The organism is Thermorhabdus hydrogeniformans, from assembly GCF_049310025.1.
GTDB lineage: Bacteria > Bacillota > Thermosediminibacteria > Thermosediminibacterales > Tepidanaerobacteraceae > JBJYKD01.
In genome coordinates, this window is the sequence record NZ_JBJYKD010000172.1 from 1 (window position 1) to 266 (window position 266).

1 pseudogene is annotated in these 266 nt (G+C 60.5%); it reads left to right on the forward strand.

Going from position 1 to position 266, the window contains the following annotated elements:
* Positions 1-258: pseudogene (locus ACKX14_RS15980) on the forward strand (hypothetical protein); the annotation flags it as partial.
* Between the last annotated feature and the right edge of the window lie 8 nt (positions 259-266).

Consider the following 266-nt stretch of genomic DNA (forward strand, 5'->3'; position numbering starts at 1 on the left):
GTGATCTTCATTCAGGCTTCGCAGCAACAGTGCGAGCAGAGGGGCATCCAGCGCGACGCCGGCGCTTTGGGCGGCCTCGAAGCCGCGAGCCAACTCTATGCGACGAGGTACCGGCCGGCTTTTGAGCTGTATGAGAAGCTCTGCGCACCGGTAGCGACAGCAGACGTTGTGTTCGATAACGACGACCTCGAGAAGCCGACCATGATCATACGGAATGAGGGCGTCGATTCATCAGCGCGGAGCCATAGCCTGGACTGAAGCGAGCC